14 protein-coding genes and 1 pseudogene are annotated in these 18,498 nt (G+C 57.9%); 10 read left to right on the plus strand and 5 right to left on the minus strand.

Features of this window, described 5'->3' with window-relative positions; translation table 11 throughout:
- Window positions 1-161: 161 nt before the first annotated feature.
- Window positions 162-1,241, plus strand: coding sequence for a polyamine ABC transporter substrate-binding protein (locus tag AUC61_RS16875; RefSeq protein ID WP_243247335.1), 1,080 nt, complete (start codon window positions 162-164; stop codon window positions 1,239-1,241).
- A gap of 9 nt (window positions 1,242-1,250) precedes the next feature.
- Here the strand turns inward: AUC61_RS16875 and AUC61_RS16880 are convergent, their stop codons facing one another.
- Window positions 1,251-2,147, minus strand: coding sequence for a LysR substrate-binding domain-containing protein (locus AUC61_RS16880; RefSeq protein ID WP_243247336.1), 897 nt, complete (start codon window positions 2,145-2,147; stop codon window positions 1,251-1,253).
- Between the two features lie 367 nt (window positions 2,148-2,514).
- Between AUC61_RS16880 and AUC61_RS16885 the strand changes: the two genes are divergently transcribed.
- The 7 genes from AUC61_RS16885 (at window position 2,515) to AUC61_RS16915 (ending at window position 9,824) form a co-directional block, all read left to right on the plus strand.
- Window positions 2,515-3,348 (plus strand): transporter substrate-binding domain-containing protein, encoded by an 834-nt coding sequence (locus AUC61_RS16885; protein WP_243247337.1) that lies wholly within the window; start codon window positions 2,515-2,517, stop codon window positions 3,346-3,348.
- A gap of 59 nt (window positions 3,349-3,407) precedes the next feature.
- Complete coding sequence (locus AUC61_RS16890; protein ID WP_243247338.1) at window positions 3,408-4,070, plus strand: amino acid ABC transporter permease; 663 nt, start codon at window positions 3,408-3,410, stop codon at window positions 4,068-4,070.
- On the plus strand, window positions 4,070-4,846 hold the full coding sequence (locus tag AUC61_RS16895) for an amino acid ABC transporter ATP-binding protein (RefSeq protein WP_243247339.1): 777 nt from the start codon (window positions 4,070-4,072) through the stop codon (window positions 4,844-4,846). Before AUC61_RS16890 ends, AUC61_RS16895 begins: the two co-directional genes overlap by 1 nt.
- Window positions 4,847-4,931: 85 nt before the next feature.
- Window positions 4,932-6,059, plus strand: a complete 1,128-nt coding sequence (locus AUC61_RS16900; protein WP_243247340.1) for an enolase C-terminal domain-like protein — start codon at window positions 4,932-4,934, stop codon at window positions 6,057-6,059.
- Between the two features lie 14 nt (window positions 6,060-6,073).
- Window positions 6,074-7,354, plus strand: coding sequence for an NAD(P)/FAD-dependent oxidoreductase (locus AUC61_RS16905; RefSeq protein ID WP_243247341.1), 1,281 nt, complete (start codon window positions 6,074-6,076; stop codon window positions 7,352-7,354).
- A gap of 172 nt (window positions 7,355-7,526) precedes the next feature.
- Window positions 7,527-8,468, plus strand: a complete 942-nt coding sequence (locus AUC61_RS16910) for an aliphatic sulfonate ABC transporter substrate-binding protein (protein WP_243247342.1) — start codon at window positions 7,527-7,529, stop codon at window positions 8,466-8,468.
- A gap of 33 nt (window positions 8,469-8,501) precedes the next feature.
- Window positions 8,502-9,824, plus strand: coding sequence for an LLM class flavin-dependent oxidoreductase (locus AUC61_RS16915; protein WP_243247343.1), 1,323 nt, complete (start codon window positions 8,502-8,504; stop codon window positions 9,822-9,824).
- Window positions 9,825-9,840: 16 nt separating this feature from the next.
- Here AUC61_RS16915 and AUC61_RS16920 read toward each other — a convergent pair.
- Window positions 9,841-10,818: pseudogene (locus AUC61_RS16920) on the minus strand (pyridoxamine 5'-phosphate oxidase family protein); the annotation flags it as partial.
- A gap of 272 nt (window positions 10,819-11,090) precedes the next feature.
- Here AUC61_RS16920 and AUC61_RS16925 point away from each other — a divergent pair.
- Window positions 11,091-13,217 (plus strand): TonB-dependent siderophore receptor, encoded by a 2,127-nt coding sequence (locus AUC61_RS16925; protein WP_243247344.1) that lies wholly within the window; start codon window positions 11,091-11,093, stop codon window positions 13,215-13,217.
- Between the two features lie 323 nt (window positions 13,218-13,540).
- On the opposite strand, the gene AUC61_RS16930 is transcribed toward AUC61_RS16925, so the two are convergent.
- Window positions 13,541-14,722, minus strand: coding sequence for an MFS transporter (locus tag AUC61_RS16930; protein WP_243247345.1), 1,182 nt, complete (start codon window positions 14,720-14,722; stop codon window positions 13,541-13,543).
- 88 nt (window positions 14,723-14,810) lie between these two features.
- Entirely contained in the window at window positions 14,811-16,934 is a 2,124-nt protein-coding gene (locus tag AUC61_RS16935; protein ID WP_243247346.1) for a TonB-dependent receptor family protein, read from the minus strand.
- A gap of 278 nt (window positions 16,935-17,212) precedes the next feature.
- On the opposite strand from AUC61_RS16935, the gene AUC61_RS16940 reads away from it, so the two are divergent.
- Window positions 17,213-17,863 (plus strand): LbetaH domain-containing protein, encoded by a 651-nt coding sequence (locus AUC61_RS16940; RefSeq protein ID WP_243247347.1) that lies wholly within the window; start codon window positions 17,213-17,215, stop codon window positions 17,861-17,863.
- 63 nt (window positions 17,864-17,926) lie between these two features.
- Here the strand turns inward: AUC61_RS16940 and AUC61_RS16945 are convergent, their stop codons facing one another.
- On the minus strand, window positions 17,927-18,454 hold the full coding sequence (locus tag AUC61_RS16945; RefSeq protein WP_243247348.1) for a hypothetical protein: 528 nt from the start codon (window positions 18,452-18,454) through the stop codon (window positions 17,927-17,929).
- Window positions 18,455-18,498: the final 44 nt, after the last annotated feature.

Here is an 18,498-nt window from a genome sequence, read left to right on the forward strand (position 1 = left end):
ACTGTAACTCCAGTAGAAGCAGGAGAGCCCCGGCATCAGGCCTGTATTTGCTATTTAACACCCCGCGATAGTTAAAATATTGTCCTCCCGCATGAGGTCAATCGGTTAGCATCGGTGCAGCCACGCGCAGTGGGACTCTCACACTTAACAAGGACTACAAGATGTTCGCCAAAGCGTTCGTTCCGCTGATGTTGGTTACGTCGATGAGTCAGGCTGCGCCAACGGTGAAGATTTTCAACTGGACGGATTATTTCGCACCAGACACGCTGACTAATTTCCAGAAAGAAACGGGTATTGCCGCCACTTACGACACCTACGAGCGCAACGAGACGCTGGACGAAATCCTGAAGACGGGACATTCCGGTTACGACATCGTGGTGCCGTCGAGTCATTTTCTGGCTCGCCAGATTGAGCGCGGCAACCTGCAGAAACTGGACAAGAGCCAGTTGCCGAACTGGAAGAACCTTAATCCGGTTTTACTTCAGGCGTTGGCAAACGTCGATCCCGGCAATGCATACGCGTTCCCTTATCTATGGGGAACCACCGGCATCGGCTACAACGCGGCCAAGGTCCAAGCGGTATTGGGCAAGGACATGCCCCTGAATTCCTGGGATTTGATCTTCAAACCCGAAAACCTGAAAAAGCTTTCTCAATGCGGCGTGGCAATGGTCGACAGTGCCGCGAGCGTTGTGCCGATTGCGCTTAACTATCTGAACCTTCCTCCCGACAGCACAAACGCTGCGGATTACCCCAAGGCCAAAGCAGCTTTGCGCGCGGTACGGCCCTACGTTCGCTATTTCAACTCCACCGACTACATAACGGATCTGGCCAGCGGCAAGATCTGCGTGGCGGTAGGGTATTCCGGGGACGTCATGCTCGCGCAGCATCAGGCGCAGCAAGCAGGCAAGGGCGTAGAAATCAACTACGCGCTACCGCGGGAAGGTTCACCTATGTGGTTTGACATGATGGCCATCCCCGCAGACGCGCCCAATCAAAAAGCGGCCTATGCCTTCATGAACTACGTGCTTAACCCCAAGGTGATCAGCGGCATTTCTAATTACCTGCATTACGCGAATGGCAATGAGAAAGCTGAGGCGCTGGTGGAGGCTTCCGTTCACAACGACACCGCAATCTATCCCGACGCGGAAACGCTCAGTACCTTGTTCGCACTCCAGGCCATCCCCGCCGATATCGAAACGCTCAGATCGCAGGTGTGGGCGGAAGTCAAAGCAGAGCAGTGATACGCTGGATCAGCTTCGACTCTGCCGCGTCTGCTGCATCAGCCAGTCGCGAAAAAGCAGCGCATGCTGCTTTTGCGATTTGCGCTCTGGGCTGACCACCCAATACGACTCCCCCGAACGCACCGGTTTGCCAAACGGCATATGAAGCTCGCCGCGTTGCAGCTCTCGTTCGACGTAATGGATGGGTACGACCGCAAGACCCAGGCCGCTGACCGCCGCGCTGATGAGCATTTCGCTCTGAGAAAACCGTACGCCCTGAATAAGCCCCGTGCCGACGCATCCCGAGGCGCGCAGCCATTGCAGCCAAAGGCTCGGTCGGCTTGCGTTCTGCAGGGTGGGGATTGTGGAAAAATCCAGCTGATCACGCTTGTCACCCACGCTGATCAGCCTGGGTGAAGCGACTACCACAAGCTCCTCGGCAAACAGCTCCAGCGCTCTGGCGTCGTTCCACGCACCCGCGCCGCGCATGATGGCGATATCGAAACCGCACGTTTTGAAGTCAACGTCGGCTTCGATCGGGTTAACCTCGACGGGGATCTCAGGCGCCTGCTGAACGAAGTTTTCCAGTCGCGGCGCTAGCCAGCGCGAGACGAATGTAGGGTTGGCACCAATCATCAGCGACGCATCCGCTTTGCGCCCGCGGACCAGATCGATGGAGACTTCTTCGAGCCGGTTAAGCATAGGCACCACGTCCTGAACGTACTTGCTGCCTGCATCGGTAAGGATCAGGCGCGAACCCGAGCGCTCGAACAGGCGCATGCCCAGGAACTGTTCCAGATTGGTGATCTGGCGGCTGACCCCACTTTGCGTCACGGACAGATCTTCCGCTGCTCGAGTGAAATTCAAATGCCGTGCCGAGGCTTCGAATGCCTGAAGCGCGGAGAGCGAGGGTAGAAATCGGCGCATGGCATTGATCCTGAGTGAGGGCGGCATGATTTTTAGTCATGACGACCCCATTTTTCAAGGCTTCAGTTGTAAAAAGCTTTGTGTCATCAATATGTCGTAAGAATCTGCATCTGGTTAGGACGCTTCGTCATACGCCGTGCATGCAGCATTCTACGGTGTCCGGTAACAGCGACCTTGAGTACAGTTTTCTTGCGTTGCACTGAGCAGAAGTCATCTGCCAACAATAAGTCGAACAGCACCTGGTTTCGGTCAGGTGCGTTGTCCAATCGACATTTGCTTCACCTGTCTTTTTTCGACTGCCAACCAGATTTTCGCGAGATGATGAGTCCAAAACATCACAAGTGGCCCAGAAAAAAGGAACGTTTTCATGATTACGCGCAGAAGATTTACCAAGCTTTTTGGGGCGACTGTCATCAGTGCGTCGACGGGGTTGGTTTCACTGAGTGCCAAAGCAGCCAGTTCGCTTGAGCGTGTGAAGTCGTCGGGCGTCTTGCGTATCGGCTCCATCGCCGATGGCGCGCCTTACTATCAGAAAAGCCTGACCGGGGGGCCATGGCGCGGCTTCTACATCGACATCTGCCAGAAGCTTGCAGATGATCTGGGCGTTAAACTCTCGATTCTGGAAACCACCTGGGGCAACTCGGTGCTGGACCTGCAGGCCAGCAAGATTGATGTGTTCTTTGGGTTGAACCCCACCCCAGAGCGCCAGAAAGTCATCGATTTCTCGGGTCCGGTGTTCAAGAACTCGTTCACCTTTATTGCCAAAAAGTCGGTGACTGCGAAGACGTGGGAAGACTTCAATACCGCTGAGATGCGCATAGGTGTCGATGCGGGCTCTTCACACGATAGCGCCGTGACCCGCCTGGCGCCGAACGCTACGGTCTCCCGTCTGAAAACCGCCAGTGATGCGACGGCGGCCCTGCAATCCGGTCGTGTAGACGCCCAGTGTCTGGTGATGGTGCTCGCGCTTGCGTTGCGCGCGAAGAACCCGGCGATCGGTCAGTTGATCGTGCCAACCCCATTGAACTCCACGACCTCCAACGCGGGCTTCCGTCGTGAGGAGGATACATCCTGGCGCGAGTTCGTTGATGCATGGATAACCGAGCACCGTGAAAACGGCTTCATCAAGGACGCGATCATGCGCAACATGGCGTTGGTTAATGTCACCCAGAAGGATTTCCCTGAAGGCTTCGAAATCTGATAACCCCTCATTGCTGATGGGCCGTTTGCAAACCTGGTTATGTGACGTGGGGTTTTGACATGTATGAGTGGGATTTCTCTGCACTCTGGGAATACCGCTGGCTGTTGCTGGAAGGCCTGGGGCTGACGGTATCTTTTACCGCTGCCATCGTGGTTGGAGGGCTGGTTATTGGTCTGTTGGCGGCGATGGGCCTGCTGTCGCGCTTTATGCCGGTGCGCGCCGTCGCGCTGATGTTCACTGAAGTGTTTCGCTGCACACCCGTGCTGGTGCAGCTGATCTGGTTTTACTACGCGCTGCCGATTCTGGCGGGTATCGAGATGACGCCGATCACCGCGTCGCTGCTTGCCTTGTCCTGTTACGGCGGTGCGTTCTACGCAGAGATCATCCGCGGCGGCATCGTTTCCATTGAATCGGGCCAGCGCGAGGCGGGCGGGGCGTTGGGCATGACTCCGATGCTGACGATGCGGCGGATCATTCTGCCCCAGGCGATCAGGCGCATGGTGCCTGCGCTGATGAACCAGTCGATCATGCAATTCAAAAATACCTCTCTGGTTTCTGTGTTGGCCGTGCCCGATCTGGTGTATCAGGGGCAGATGATTGCCCATGACAGTTTTCGGCCGCTCGAAACCTATTCAGCCGTGGCCGTTGCCTACTTTGTGATCCTGTTTCCGCTCACCCTTATCGTGCGTTATCGCGAGAAGAAACACGGAGCCATCCAATAATGTCCACGAAACCGAAGATCGAAATCACTGCGTTGCGCAAAAGTTTCGGTGAGCTGGAAGTGTTGAAGAACATCAACTTCAGGGTTGAGGAGGGCGGCGTAGTCTCGCTGATCGGGCCATCCGGATCGGGTAAGTCAACGCTGCTTCGTTCGATCAATTTATTGGTTGAACCCGATGCAGGCGAAATCCGCGTGGGGGATACCACGTTCCTTTTCGGTCAGGGGCGTCGACCACCGGGCACCAAAGAGCTCGCAGCTTTTCGTGCGCGCACCGGCATGGTCTTTCAGAATTTCAATCTCTTCCCTCACATGAGCGTGCTGGAAAATGTGATGGAGGCCCCCGTCCATGTGCGTCGGCTGAGCAAGAGCGTCGCTCGTGATCTGGCCATGTCGCAGTTGGAAAAGGTGGGGCTGGCTGACCGCGCGCGGCAAATGCCCAAGACCTTGTCGGGTGGTCAGATGCAGCGCGTGGCTATTGCCCGGGCGTTGGCCATGGAACCTGAAGTGATGCTTTTTGATGAAGCCACTTCAGCCCTGGACCCTGAATTGGTCGGCGAGGTATTGGCCACAATGCAGAAGTTGGCGGCCGATGGCATGACGATGGTGATCGTGACCCATGAGATTGCCTTTGCGCGCGAAGTGGCCGACAGAGTCGTGTTCATGCGTGACGGCTACGTGGTTGAGGATGGTCCTGCACGCGAAACGATCGACAACCCTCGCGAAGAAGCGACGCGCAACTTTCTAAACCACTTTCATAAAGGTAACGGCGCCCGTTAAACAGCGCTTGACCGGTTTCATACACATTAATCGTGCCCAGTCCTTGATGCGTTCAGGCTGCGCTGCGGGCGGAGGAGTCATGACCATGACCAACGAAAGCATTCAAAGACTTCGGGTCTTCTTGATTGAAAGCCCGATAAAAATGGCGCGTCTTCAGGGCGTGGGCAACGTTAAAGGCAGCGTAAAGCGTGTGTTGGTTGAGCTGACTTCAAGTTCCGGCATTGTCGGCTGGGGAGAGGCTGCGCCTTGGGAGGTCTTTACCGGCACAGCTGAAGGTGCATTCGCCGCGATCGACACTTATCTTCGCCCTTTGGTGATCGGGGCAAACATTCGCTCGATTCGGGCCACCACCTTGGCAATGGACACGGCACTGGTCGGCCATGGTGAAGCCAAACTCGCCATCGAGACCGCGATGTTCGACATCCTCGGCAAATCCTGCGGGTTATCCATTGCCGACCTGCTGGGCGGCAGAGTGCGCGACAGTATCCCGCTCTCGTTTTCGATTGCCGATCCGGACTTTGAAGCGGACATGGAGCGGATGCGGGCGATGGTTCCGGCAGGTAACCGAATCTTCAAGGTCAAGACCGGGGTTAAACCCCACGCCGAGGACATGGCCCATTTAGAGGCCATGCGCAGCGAGTTCGGCAACTCGATTGATTTGCGACTCGACTACAACCAGGCGCTGGCACCCTTTGGCGCAATCAGCATTCTGCGAGACGTCGACCAGTTCCGCCCGACCTTCATCGAGCAGCCGGTCCCGCGTAATTGCCTGGCGGCAATGGCGTCTTTTGCCGATGCACTGGATACGCCGATTCTGGCGGATGAGAGCTGTTTTGACGCCCGTGATCTGATGGAAATCATCCGTCTCGGCGCGGCCGATGCGATCTCGGTCAAGCTGATGAAAGCCGGTGGCATTCTCAAGGCACAGGGGATCATGGCCATCGCCGACACCGTGCATATCCCGGCCTACGGCGGCACGTTGTGGGAGGGCGGTGTAGCGCTGGCCGCAGGGACTCAGTTCATTGCGGCAACGCCGGGCATGTCGTTGGGTTGTGAGTTCTACATGCCGCATCACGTGCTGACCGAAGACGTGTTGGAGGAGCGCATCCCCAACCGTGATGGTGCTGTGATTGTGCCGACCGGGCCGGGGCTTGGCATTTCTGTCAGTGAAGCCTCGCTGCGTGGCAATGCGCGCATTCTGGCTGAACGATGAGTGGTGCATCGAGTATGAAAGAGGGCGCAGCAATCTCGTCCCGGCACATCGTTGTCATTGGCGGCGGCATCGTTGGCGTGTGTACTGCGCTGGCCTTGCTCAAGGACGGCCATCGCGTGACGATTCTTGAGCCGCAAGAGCCGGGAGGCCAGCAGGCAGCGAGTTACGGCAATGGTGCGTTTGTGAGTCCGGCTTCGATCATTCCGATGTCGATGCCAGGGCTGTGGAAAAAGGTCCCCGGTTTTCTCATGGATCCTCAGGGGCCATTCACGATTCGCTGGCAGTACCTGGTGAGGCTCGCACCGTGGCTGATCCGCTTCGTCAAGGCGGGTGCTACTCCGGCCAGGGCCGCCCGAACAGCCGGGATCCTGTCGACGTTGTTGTCCGATGCGCCTGCGCGGCATCTGGCACTTGCCACCGCGTGCGGCGTACCGGAGCTCATTCGTCAGGACGGTTTGCTGTACGTTTATCCGGACCGTGAAGCCTTCGCTCTGGAGGCTTTTTCATGGCAGCTACGGCGCGACAATGGCATTCAATGGTGGGAGCTGGACGCTGCTGCGCTGCATGAATTCGAGCCCGCGCTGAACCGCCGTTACACCTTCGGTGTGTTGCTTGAAAGTGGTGGGCATTGCCTTGATCCCGGTGCTTATGTGCGGGGATTGGTGAATAGCTTTACTTCGCTCGGCGGCGAGCTGATCCGGGCGCGGGCCGAAGGATTCAACATCAGCAATGCCCGTTTGCAAAGCGTGCGCACAGACAAGGGCCTGGTTGTCTGTGATGGCGCGGTCATCAGCGCCGGTATTCACTCCAAAGTGCTCGCGAAAAGTGTCGGTGACAGGGTTTCTCTGGAAAGCGAGCGGGGCTACCACGTCGAAATTGCCCAGCCTGCCAGCGGCCCGCGCATACCGGTAATGCCTTCGGACGGCAAGATGGCCAACACCATGACGCTGGGCGGATTGCGCGCTTCGGGTCAGGTGGAGCTCGCCGGTGTTGACTGCCCGCCTGACTGGAAGCGCGCCGATATCCTCCTGCATCACTTGTTGAAGACGTATCCCGGGCTCGGCGACGATCCTGCGCAGTTGAAGATATCGCGCTGGCAAGGCAATCGACCTTCAACACCCGATGGGCTGCCTGTGATCGCCGCGTCCCGGGCGACGCATGACGTTGTGCATGCCTTTGGTCATGGCCATGTCGGCCTTGCTTCCGCACCCATGACTGCACAAGTTGTGGCCAGTCTTTTTGCGGGTGAGGCTGCGCCTCTCGACATCACACCTTTCGCGGCATCACGCTTCTGATCGAGGAATAATTAGACGTTGGTGGCTGATCTGCTACTGAGCAAACGGCATAAGCTTATGTTTATACGGTTCTTCAATAGTTTCCGTAAATTATTATAATTAAATGGAATTTTAAGGGTGCTGACCATACTTTCCCTGACGGTCAGCGCCTCCTCGAAAGGCGAAGGATTCCATGACCCTACGAAAACTGATTCTCGCGACAGGGCTGATGCTCGCAGCAGTAACCGCGCATGCCGAACAGACCATCAGTATTGGTTACCAGCGCTCTTCCACGCTGTGGATCCTGCTCAAGGAAAACGGCCAACTGGAGGAACGGCTCAAACCGCTTGGGTTCACGGTCAATTGGCATGAGTTCAGCAGCGGGCTGCTCAGTGCGTTGAATGCCGGGGCGGTTGATTTGCACGCTGATGTGGCTGACGCCTTTGCATTGTTCACACAAGCCGCCGATGCACCATTGACCTACTACGCACGTGAAGCGCCATCGCCCAGTGCTCAGGCGATCATCGTCTCGAAGGACTCGCCGATCAAAAGTGTCGCCGACCTCAAGGGTAAAACCGTAGCGGTCTCAAAGGGTTCTGGCAGTCACTTCCTGCTGATCTCGGCGCTGAAAGAAGCCGGGCTTACCCTGAATGACATCACGCCGCGCTATCTGGAAGCACCGGACGGTGTCGCCGCTTTTGCCAGCGGCAAGGTCGATGCCTGGGCAATCTGGGACCCGTTCCTGGCCACCCAACAACGCGAGCATCAGGTGCGAGTCATCACTGATGGCAGTCAGGGGTTGGCCAACTACAACCGCTTTTATCTCGCCAATACCAGCTTTGCCAACGCACACCCTGAGGTTTTGCAGGTAGTGATCGACACCCTGCGCGAGTCTGGCAAATGGGTGAAGTCGCACCCGCAAGACGCGGCGAAAATACTTGCGCCGGTGTGGGGCAACATCCCTGTAGAAACCGTGGAGCTGGCTAACAGCCGTCGCAGCTACGACATCATTCCCGTCAAACCCGAAGAATTGGCCGAGCAGCAGCGCATTGCCGACACCTATTACGGGGCAAAACTGATCCCCAAGCCGCTGAAAACTTCCGGCATGAATATCTGGGCGCCACAAGGCAAATAGCGTGAGGTTCAACCCCTTCGACTGGAGCTGCACATGAGCCGTCAAATTCACCTGTCCGCGTTTTTGCTGACCGGGCCGGTCATTCACAGTCACGCGGCCTGGCGTCATCCCGAGACCCTCGGCAACTACCTTGATCCCGAGTATTACGCACGCACTGCGCGTGTTGTGGAGGAGGGGTTATTCGACTTTCTGTTCTTTGCTGATCGTCTTGCCGTAGGTGATCAGATGGGCGGCTCCCGTGACGTGGCATTGCGTTACGGCGCACAAGACGCCACGCGCCTGGACCCGTTGCCGATCTTGTCTTATCTGGTCGGCCAGACCCGCAAGCTGGGCCTGGGGGCCACACGCTCGACCACCTATTACGAGCCAGCCCATATTGCGCGAGAGTTCGCCACCCTCGATCACTTGTCCAAAGGCCGCGCCGCCTGGAACATCGTGACGTCGATGAACGACAGCGAAGGACGTTTGTTCGGCAAGGAAAAACATCTTGAGCATGACCTGCGCTACGACCGCGCCGACGAGTTTGTCGAGGTGGCGCTCAAGCTCTGGCGCAGTTGGGAGCATGACGCGCTGAAGCTGGACCGTGAGGCGGGTGTGTTGGCGGATCCGTCAAAAATTCATCCGGTGCAGCATCAGGGTGAGTGGTTCAAGGTTGAAGGGCCGCTGAATATTCCGCGCACCCCTCAAGGTCGGCCAGTGCTGATACAGGCGGGTTCTTCAGGGCGCGGTCGGCGCTTTGGCGCGCGCTGGGCCGAAGCGATTTTCACCATCCATCCGCACCTCAAAGCCATGCAGGCATTCCGTGAAGACGTGCGCGGGCAAGTGGTGCAACAAGGGCGTACGGCAGACAGTTGCAAGGTGTTGACGGCAGTGATGCCGTTTATTGGTGGTTCTGAAGCCGAGGCCCGCGCCAAACGCGACAAGCACAACGCATTGGCGCGTCCTGAGTTGGGCCTGGTGACACTGGCCTCGCAGTTGAACGTCGACCTGTCGCCATTCCCTCTGTCGGCGACGCTGGCAGAAATTGCCGGGTCGCCATTGATTCATGCCGCTGCTGCGGAGAAGTTGCTGATGCAGGGTGCTGAGACCACGCTGGAAGAGCTCGGCAGGATTTTCGCCAGCAGCGTTCGCGTGCCGCAACTGGTGGGTACCGGCGCGCAGATCGCTGATCAACTGGCAGATATTTTCCTGCGCGGCGGCTGCGATGGTTTCGTCATTTCTCCAGCGTATTTGCCGGGCTCTTTCAGTGAGTTCGTCGAAAGCGTGATTCCGCATTTGCAGCGCAAGGGGCTGTTTCGCACCGGGTATGAAGGTTCGACGTTAAGGGAACACCTTGGGCTTGGGGCTGAGTCATGAGTTCAGGCGCTGCTCAGCGTTGCTTGAGTCGTCGATCCGCCTCGGTCCATGTGCCGGTCATCAGGCTGGTCGGTGCGAAATCCTCGAAAGCCCAGCGAATCGAGACGGCTGCCGGACGCCAAACCACTGCTTCCACATCGAGTGTCCACAAGCGTTCCGCGCCCTTGAAGGCTGCGATCAGCGGGCTTTCGTGAATCAGCTCGGTACGCCCGGAAAGCTGCAGCATGTCGCCCGTTGAAAAGTCGACGAATAACAATCCAGCCTTGGGATTAAGCTCAAGGTTGCCCAGCGTATTGAAGTGCAGGTTCCCGGCATAGTCCGGGATGGTCAGATGATTGCCTTCCACTTTAATGAACCCCGGCCGTCCTCCACGGTGGGATACATCGATTGAGCGTTGCTGGTCCGCGTGATCGATGTAACTGGCAACGAAGAACGTATCCGCATCGCGAATGATCGTCGTGGTTCGCTCGTTCAGTTCAGCGAAGTCCAGGCGCTGGGGCTTATCGCCAGAAACCTCCAGCGATCTCGAATACTGACGTTGCTGAATGTACTGGGGGCAATTGCCGAAAGCCTGTTCGACGGCGATCTCCAGTCGATCATCTTCAGCCTGCGTGATCACCCCGTTGACGCGACTCCTGCGCCGTTTATGCAACTCGATACCCAGCAGGCCGATGGCATCGCCTGTTTGCAGTCCCGCAGCCGCAGGGTCTTGCTGGTCAGGTGAGACTTGCAGCGTCAGGTGGGTTGGATCGGATGAAGTGACAAAGCCTTCCGGCCCTTCGATCAGGGTTGCCCATGGTCTGCTCTCTGAATCCACCGCGCCCGCGATTATAAAAGGCAGTTGCCGGTAGAAGTCCCGGTGCTGATCAGGCAGGTAGTTGCGGATGATCTTCGGACCAAAAGCCTCCATCTGCTCGGACACGCCGAGCTGTTGGTGAAGCTTTTTTTCACCTGCATGCCACGGGGAGCGAGAAGGCTTTGGGAGCTGTTCCATGAGTGGGCACTCTTAGTGTCGGTGGCTTAGTGTCGGGGGGTGGGGCGGTGTTAAAGGGTAATCAGCTGATCCTAGCTGCTTATTGCAACTCAGGCCCGATTTTACCGGGCATCAGCAGGCGATGAGCAGATAAGGCGCCGAGTGAGCAGGGAGAATCGAATGTATCGATTTGTATAAGAATTGTATGTGAATGGAAATGAGTCGTAGTAACATTGCCCGACAATATGACCGGGTTACAGGTGTGCCCGGTGTCTTATAAGGTCTGCATGTTCATGCGTCGAATTCTTGTTTCACTCTGCCTCCTCAATGCGTACTCCGTTTCTGCCCTCGCTGAACAAACCGCATCCGCAAATCTGCCTCTAGAACTGCAGGCGACCGATATCAACGGAACTGCTGAAACCGAAAACCCGCAAGGCCCGGTGAATGGGTACCGGGCAACTCGGTCAGCCAGTGCCACACGCACTGATACTTCAATTCATGAAACGCCACAGTCCATCAGCGTGGTTTCACGTGATGTGGTTGAGGATATCGGCGCAACCCGTTTGCAGGACGCACTGGATTACGCAGGGGGCGTTGGCCGGGCCAATAACTTTGGCGGGCAAGGCATGACCACGTTCACCGTACGTGGCTTTACGACGGGGGAGTTCTACCGCAACGGATTCCCGATAAACCGTGGTTACCCGAACATGCCCGACGCCAATACCATTGAGCGTCTTGAAGTCCTGCGAGGTCCGGCCACCACGCTGTATGGCCGAGGTGATCCGGGCGGTACCTTCAACGTGATCTCCAAACAACCGCTTGCCGAGCGCACCGTCACCCTGGGCAGCCAGGTCAACGATCAGGGCATGCATCGCGGCACGCTGGACGCCAGCGGCCCACTGGACGAGGAAGGCAAACTGGCCTATCGCATCAACATGGTGGGCGAGGGCGGCGATACCTTCCGGGATCACGTCGAGACCGAGCGTTACGGAGTTGCACCGGTATTGACCTGGCAGGTGAGTGACACGACCCGCCTGACTTTCGAAGGTGATTTCATGCGCAACAATCACCCTCTCGACCGGGGGCTGACGCGGTATCCGGCCCAAACCAGTACCGCATCGCGGGACACGTTCTTTGGCGAGAAAGACGCTGGCAAACTGCACAATGACAACAACATGGCGCAGCTGCGTTTTGAGCACATGCTCAATGACAACTGGACACTCGGGGGCGGTACACAGTGGCTCGACGGTACCCTGCAAGGCAACGCCATCGAAGCCAACGGCCTGGCCGCTGATGGCCGGACGCTGGGGCGTAACTTCAACTATCGCAAGCTGGAGTGGACGTCTAAAGACACCCAGTTGAACCTCACCGGGCACTTCTCCACGGGCGGGTTTGATCACACCCTGCTGACCGGTATCGAATACGAAGATTACGACTACACGTCGATCATTCAACGCTCAAACGGCGCGGTCGGCGCCTACCCGATTGATATCTACAATCCCGTTTACGGCCAGCCTCGCCCAGCGTTGACCCGAACGCCCACTGACGACAGGGAAAACCTCAAGACCTACGCGGCGTTCATCCAGGATCAGGTGGCCCTGACCGAGCGCTTGAAAGTGCTGGCAGGCGCACGCTTCGAACGCTTTGAGCATGAGTACGAGTCCTATGTGCCGGGTGTCAGTGCGTGGTCGAAAAGTGACAACGCAGTGACGCCACGACTGGGTGTGATCTACGACCTTACCGACACTGTCGCCATTTACGCGGACGCTGCACGTTCCTTCAAACCCAACACGGGTGCTGCTCGCCTGGGCGGTGGCTTCAAGCCGGAGGAGGGCAAGTCTGTCGAAATGGGCATCAAGTGGGAAGCACTGGACGGCCAGTTGAGTGTTGATGCAGCGGTGTACCAGATCGAAAAGCAGAACGTTTTGACCACCGATCCTGTCGTCAACACGTTCAGTGTCGCGGCCGGGGAAGTCCGCAGCCGTGGCTTTGACTTGAATGTGGCGGGCAATCTGACCCCAGAATGGCGTGTGATTGGCGGGTATGCCTATGTGGATGCAGAAGTGACCAAGGACAACACGTTGAAGTCCGGGACTCGTCTGCTGAACATTCCCGAGAACAGCTTCAGCCTGCTCAACGTCTATGAATTTCAGGACGGCGGCATGAAAGGCCTGGGGCTTGGAGTCGGTGCCAAGTATGTCGACCAGCGCGCGGGCCAGACCGCAGCCAATGCGTTCTCGATGGACAGCTATACCGTGGTGGACCTGCTGGGTTACTACAAGGTCAACGAAAAGATCCGCTTGAATCTTGACCTGAAAAACCTGTTCGACAGTCACTACGAAGAAGGCGCCTTCGGGAACGTCTACGCCTACCCGGGTGCTCCACGCACCGTTCAGGCGGGGATTTCCTACACATTGTAGTGAGCGGAAACCGGTTCTTCGTAACCGTGGCCTGTTTTTGCTGCGCGACGCATGCCCGCCCATCAAACACAGGCCACCCCCTGAATTTGAAATGCGTTTCTGTAGGAGCTGCCGAAGGCTGCGAAGCATTTATCCTGAAGCCCCGCGATCGCAGTCTCGCAGCAAGCATGGGATCTGTTGGAGCGAGGCTTGCCCGCGAACCAGTCGGCGCGGTGTGTCAGGCACTGCTGCGTTAACGTTCTTCGCGGGCAAGCCTCGCTCCAACAGAAATCCTCGATCCAACAGGAGTTATATGCAGTGAGTCGCGCACGATTACGCGTCTGTCAGACAGTACGCCGTGCCACCAGCCTCGCCAGCCACAGGCACAATCCAAACGCAATCAGTGCCATCGCTGTCAGCACATGGATCATCGCGTCGCTGCCCATTTCCGAAATCACATAACCGCACGCAATCGGCGCTACGGCTTGGGCGAGTAATGCCGGGCGTGCCATTCGGCCGGACACAACGGCGTAATCACTTTGATGTACGACCACCAGCGGCAACGTGCTTTTGACGATAGCGCGCAGGCCATTACCTGCGCCGTAACACACCAGGCCCCATGCGACGAGAGCGGGCGCGAAGTCCACCAGCAACAGCCCCAGAGCCGTCATGCCGCTGGAGAGCAGGGCGGTGAACATCGGGGCCTTACGCTTGAACATCAGGTCGATGACCCGACACAACACCTGCGCCGGGCCGATCATCGCGGCCAGCGCAATCGCCGAGGCGAGACTGTGCCCGCGGGCTTGCAGCACCGTCAGAATCACAATCGAGAGACAGGTCATCAAGGCTGCGGCAATCGCAAACAACGCGGTCATTGCCCAGTAAATGGACGGCGCGAGCGGAGTACCACTGCCCTGAGCCGCACGCCTGGACCCGGCCATCGGCACATGGGCGTCCAGCGCATAACGATACAAGGGGTAGAGTAAAAACAGGACGACCGTGCCGAACACGCCACAGGTCATTCGCCAGCCCATGAGGTGATCCATCAGTGCCAGAAGCGGCCAGATAACGGTGGTACAGAACCCGGAAATCAGCGTGATCCCGACAATGATCGGTCGAGCCTCAAGCCCATAAGTCGCGCCAAGTGACGTGAACAGCGCATCGTAAAGTCCGCTCGCCATGGCGACACCGATGATCACCCAGGCCAGCAGAAAGACCGGTAGCGAGGGGGCGAGCGCCATCAACCACAGGCCAGCGGCGAGAATCAATCCGTGAGCCGCCAGCACCTTACGCCCGCCGAGGCTCGCAATCAGTCGCCCGCACAGCGGGGACAGCAGGCTGGCGACCAGCAAACCGATGGATGCACCGCCCAACACCCATTGATGTGGCCAGCCCGTGTCAGCCGCAATGGGGTCAGCCAGTACGCCCAGCAGGTAAAACGACCCGCCCCAGGAGAGTATTTGCAGCAACCCGAGCAGGGCGATTTTGCCATTGCCGGGGCGGCGGGGCAGAGCAGCGGTATTCAATCGAGGTCCTTAGCGTCAAGCCGTCAGTGCGCCAGTCACAGTCCGGAATCCTAGCAGCTTCAAAGTGCTCAATGACAGCGGTCAGGCCTCAACGCAGGCTCCACGACACGCCGACATAAACCCCAAGACCTTCACCCGGTGTCGAGCGTGCGGCGTCCAGCCCTCGGTCGTCGTAACCCGGCGTGACGGTCGCAGCGTAGTGTTTGTTGGTCAGGTTGCGCATGTCCACCCAGGTCTGCCAGTCGTTCTTCGCTGCGTTGTAGCCCACAGTTGCGCCGAACAGTGCGTATGGATCGGCGTAGTAGCTGTTGGCGTAATCCACCGCGGCTTTGGAGACCAGTTGGGTATTGATCGCCGCGAAGAAGCCTTGCGGCCAGTCGTAGCGCAACTCGCCCTGGTAGTAATGCATGGGCAGACCGGGCAAGCGGTTGTCGCCGAAGCGATCATCGTCCCGGTAGTGGAAATCGCTGAAGGTGTAGGCCTGACGCAAGCTCAGCTCGCCGCCCTCATGGGACCACAGCTTGCTCAGCAGGCTGGCCTCCACGCCCTGGTGCACGGTGGGGCTGGCATTGAGTTCGTAGGGGGTAGTCGCATTGGCGTCCGCAAGCACCGAAAGCAGTTCGTGGCGCACTTGCGCGTAGTACCACGCCAAGCTCCATTGGCCGAGCGCGCTTTCCCCACGGCCGCCGATTTCCAGGGTGGTCGCGGTCTGGTTACGCAGTTCGATCGGGTCGCGTTGTGCACCGGTGGCGACGCCGCTGCCTGCCGGGAACAGCTGGTTGGAGCTGTAGATCAATGACCAGGGATGAGGACCCTCTACCGAACGACTGAGGTTGGCAAACACCTGCACGTCCGGCGTCAACTGGTAGCGCATGCCCAAACGAGGCGCATAGTCCCAGTCGCTCATGCTGGTCTTGCCACCGTCATCAGGGTAAGTCACTGCGCTCTCGCGTCGGGTATAGATGGCTGCGAGGCCGGTGGTCAGCCACAAATCGTTGGCGATCTCCAGATCGTTGCCGACATGCAGCACGGTGTCAGAACCCTGATAGGTGAAGTCGCGGATGCGTGTGCCAGGCGCGTAGTTAGCGGTGTTGCCAGTCGGGATGCGGACGAACTCGCTGGCACCGGAGTTGGGCAGGTGTTTGGTCACGCGCAGGCCCAGTGTGCTGTTGCTCTCCAGACCCCACAACGTATCGCGACGCTTGTAATCGAACGTGCCGCTGACGTCTGTGTAAGCCACTCTCAGGCGGTTCGGCCCTTCGCGCAGGTCCATGGGGTAGTCGTGATAGGCGAGGCCGGTCTGGATGCTCGAATCGTCGTCGATGTACCAGGTAGTTTTGTTGCCGATGAACGTGCTGCCCGGTTGGTCGCGGTTGTAGTCCCGCGACTCGTAGGTGGGGTTGGCCGCTCGGGAATTGTGTTCGATGGAATTTTTGGTCACACGCCCGGCAAGTTCATTGTCGGTCTCGCGGTGGCGCAGATAGAAGCGAGTTTCCAGGTTCGGGTTAAAGCGATAACCGAAGTTGGCGATTACCCCTTGGCTTTGACTGGCCGTGTGATCCTGATAACCGTCGGAACGTGCATCAGTCATGGCCACGTAGTAGTCGAAGTCCCCCAGCACTTGCCCGGAACTGACCTGACGTTGTTGGTAGCCGTGGCTACCTGTCACGTATCGCACCTGCAGCAGCGGGGCATCGTAGCCGGTATGGCTGACGTAATTGATGGCGCCACCCAGCGCCAGTGCGCCCCGGTCGAAACCGTTGGCACCGCGCAGCACTTCCACATGGTCGAGCCACAACGGCTCCAGCAATTCATAAGGCGTGCCGCCGGGGCCTGTGAGTGGCAGACCGTCGAGCATCGCGTAAACCCCGGAGGCATGCGCACCCGGTGCGCGATTGATACCCGAGCCGCGTATTGAAATCTTCACCCCTTCGTTGCCCGCCGACTGGGCATAGACACCCGGCTGATACGCCAGCACATCCTGATTGCTGGCCACGCGGCCCTGCAGAGGGCGACGCAGGTCGATCACATTGGTGCCGCCGGGTACCTTGGCAAGGTGTTCTTTCGCGTCTTCGACTGACAGGTCTTCGCCGCTCAGCTCCTGTTCACGTATCAGCAGCTGCCCCAACTCCATCTCCTGAGCCTCGGCCAGCGCCGGACAAATAAGGGCCAGGCCCAGTAGCGCGGCGGGCAGGGGTTTCGGCGAAAACATTGGGGGCTCCAGACATAGAAAACAGACAGTGAAACTTGCGACGTATGAAAGAACGAAAGAAGCACACTGCAATTTTGCTTTTTTGCCAGACACCAGCGTGCCTGATTTACCGCGTCAACTGGTTCGCGGGCAAGCCTCGCTTCAACAAACCCTTCCATTCAGTTGGTTACACTTGGTTGATGGAGCCCCCCTTGTTTATGGCATCACGCTGTCGTGTTTAAAACAGGGGCGGGTTCAACCGTGCAATCATCCGCGGAACCTACCGGCCCTAAGCGGCAATGGCTCAAACACATTTTTCGAAGGCGGTCTGTATGCACGGTATATCGATTTCAGAATTCATCTCGCACTGGGAGGCGTTAGGTGTTGATGCGCAAGCTAGCTCACCTTGGCAGATGACGCAGCAGTGCGAAAATTTTGTAAGCACCATCATGGCTAACCTTGGGCCCGATTATGAGCGCCAGGGCGATATCGCTATTCATAAAACTGCTCGGGTCGAAGACGGTGCGGTGCTCAAGGGGGTGATCGTCATCGGGCCAAACTGTTTCATTGCCGCAGGTGCCTATTTGCGCGGCGGTGTGTTTCTTGGCAGCGACTGCATTGTCGGTCCCAGTTGCGAACTGAAAAGCAGCTTCATGCTTGATCGCAGCAAGCTCGCCCACTTCAATTTTGTGGGCGATTCACTATTGGGTCAGGACGTGAATATCGAGGCAGGTGCCGTTATTGCGAACTATCGCAACGAGTTTGCGGGGGCACACATCCGGATCCAGCACGGCGACCGGACCATCGAAACCGGCGTCGCGAAGTTCGGTGCACTGGTGGGGGACGGCAGCAGAATTGGCGCAAATGCGGTGATCGCACCGGGTGCCTTGCTTCAGCGAGGCAGCGTTGTACCGAGGCTTGGGCTTGTCGATCAATACCCGAGGTCCTGAATCCAGGCTCCGGATCACGGTGCACGGCGCCAGAGGCGGCACCGTGCATGATTGCTCTTTAGATCACTGCTGCAAATCACCGACTGCGAGCACATCCGGTTTGTAGGTCTGGTACCACTTGCGCTGGCTGACCACCAGATCTCGGGCGCTTTTAAGCTCCATTTCGGACATCGTGGCGTAACTGACCTGGCTGTCACTGACGCGCTGCATTTGATTATTGATGACTTTGTAGAGCGCCCAGCCTTTGCTTTCCATGCACAGCCGACTGCCGTCATTGATGATCTTCGACTCGGAAAAGCCAAGTGAGCGCATGACTTGCACGCCTTGGCCATTCAGTTTGTAGTTATCGACATGAGACTTGAGACAGGCATTCAGACTTTCACTGAACTGCGCTGCGGTCTGCTTGTTAACCTCCGTCTTGAAGTAGACGCCGTCATCCTTGAAATCCATTTCCGGGCGGTCGGAGACCACACTTTTCGGAGTGCTGACATAATCGGGCGATGTCGAGCCGGATGAAGGTGAATGCGCTGCACAGCCATGGAGCAGGCTGGCTACCAGGGTGAGCGTAAGCAGGGATGGGGCAGCGTGCATCTGGACGTCCTTGAGCAATTCATGTGAAGTCTGGCAGCCGCGTA

The organism is Pseudomonas maioricensis (assembly GCF_022790535.1).
GTDB lineage: Bacteria > Pseudomonadota > Gammaproteobacteria > Pseudomonadales > Pseudomonadaceae > Aquipseudomonas > Aquipseudomonas maioricensis.

Coding starts and splice junctions, on each gene's coding strand:
- AUC61_RS16875 (WP_243247335.1), top strand. CDS start 162: ATGTTCGCCAAAGCGTTCGTTCCGCTGATGTTGGTTACGTCGATGAGT.
- AUC61_RS16880 (WP_243247336.1), bottom strand. CDS start 2,147: ATGCGCCGATTTCTACCCTCGCTCTCCGCGCTTCAGGCATTCGAAGCC.
- AUC61_RS16885 (WP_243247337.1), top strand. CDS start 2,515: ATGATTACGCGCAGAAGATTTACCAAGCTTTTTGGGGCGACTGTCATC.
- AUC61_RS16890 (WP_243247338.1), top strand. CDS start 3,408: ATGTATGAGTGGGATTTCTCTGCACTCTGGGAATACCGCTGGCTGTTG.
- AUC61_RS16895 (WP_243247339.1), top strand. CDS start 4,070: ATGTCCACGAAACCGAAGATCGAAATCACTGCGTTGCGCAAAAGTTTC.
- AUC61_RS16900 (WP_243247340.1), top strand. CDS start 4,932: ATGACCAACGAAAGCATTCAAAGACTTCGGGTCTTCTTGATTGAAAGC.
- AUC61_RS16905 (WP_243247341.1), top strand. CDS start 6,074: ATGAAAGAGGGCGCAGCAATCTCGTCCCGGCACATCGTTGTCATTGGC.
- AUC61_RS16910 (WP_243247342.1), top strand. CDS start 7,527: ATGACCCTACGAAAACTGATTCTCGCGACAGGGCTGATGCTCGCAGCA.
- AUC61_RS16915 (WP_243247343.1), top strand. CDS start 8,502: ATGAGCCGTCAAATTCACCTGTCCGCGTTTTTGCTGACCGGGCCGGTC.
- AUC61_RS16925 (WP_243247344.1), top strand. CDS start 11,091: ATGCGTCGAATTCTTGTTTCACTCTGCCTCCTCAATGCGTACTCCGTT.
- AUC61_RS16935 (WP_243247346.1), bottom strand. CDS start 16,934: ATGTTTTCGCCGAAACCCCTGCCCGCCGCGCTACTGGGCCTGGCCCTT.
- AUC61_RS16940 (WP_243247347.1), top strand. CDS start 17,213: ATGGCTCAAACACATTTTTCGAAGGCGGTCTGTATGCACGGTATATCG.
- AUC61_RS16945 (WP_243247348.1), bottom strand. CDS start 18,454: ATGCACGCTGCCCCATCCCTGCTTACGCTCACCCTGGTAGCCAGCCTG.